The 889-nt window shown below is 60.9% G+C and carries 2 protein-coding genes; both read left to right on the top strand.

Annotated elements, in window-relative coordinates:
* The coding region (gene tnpB, locus L284_RS47625; protein ID WP_407635853.1) for an IS66 family insertion sequence element accessory protein TnpB at positions 1-429 on the top strand (429 nt) is incomplete at its 5' end.
* 62 nt (positions 430-491) lie between these two features.
* Positions 492-889 (top strand): IS66 family transposase (locus tag L284_RS41660; RefSeq protein ID WP_021235342.1); only part of this gene is annotated, 398 nt, incomplete at its 3' end.

Raw genomic sequence — 889 nt, 5'->3', positions numbered from 1 at the left:
GACGAAAGGCCGGACTTTGCGCTTTGGAAGCGACATCGAGGTCATCTCCCTGGCACGGCTCATCCGCTGCGTGGAGGCGGCGTGATCGGGCCGGGAACTGGCGTGCGGGTTTATTTGGCCTGCGGCGTCACTGACATGCGCAAAGGCATCTCTGGCCTTGGTCAGCTGGCCCAGACGGTACTGCGACAGAAACCGACAAGCGGGGCGGTGTTCGCTTTTCGAGGACGTCGCGGCGACAGGGTGAAACTCTTGTACTGGGATGGGCAGGGATTTTGCCTGTACTACAAGGTCTTGCAGCGTGGCCGTTTTCCTTGGCCTTCCGCTGCAGACGGGACGGCGCGGCTGACGTCGGCACAACTCGCGATGCTTTGGGAAGGCATCGACTGGAGGCGTCCAAATTGGGGCGCGCCGCCTGCCCATGTGGGCTGATTTTTGTTTCTGAATTTCCTTGTTTTCATGGATATTCCTGCCCTTGGCTGGTAAGCAGGATCATGCTGAGCGCGGCGCAAAATCTTCCCGAAGACCCAGCTTTGCTGAAGGCGATAATCGCCGACTTGCAGGCAGAAAACGCGAAGCTGGCGGCAACGGTCCGTGCACATGATCTGGTGGTTCAGGCCCTGCGTCTGCGCATTGCAAAGCTGAAGAAACAGGCCTTCGGCAAATCCTCGGAAAAGATCGAACGCGAGATCGAGCAGCTGGAACTGGCCCTAGAGGACATTCTGGTCGCCGCGGCACAAACCGTCGCTTCGCCGAGTGATGTCGAAGAGGATGAGGCCACTGCGCACGTAGACAGTGCACGGGCCATGGCCCGGCGCCCGCGCGTTGCGCCTGACACCCCGCGCGAGCGAAAAGAACTCGACCCGGGCAGCGCTTGTCCCGATTGCGGGGG

This window comes from Novosphingobium lindaniclasticum LE124, from assembly GCF_000445125.1.
Taxonomy (GTDB): Bacteria; Pseudomonadota; Alphaproteobacteria; order Sphingomonadales; family Sphingomonadaceae; genus Novosphingobium; species Novosphingobium lindaniclasticum.
This window is presented reverse-complemented; position numbering and strand designations above follow the sequence as displayed.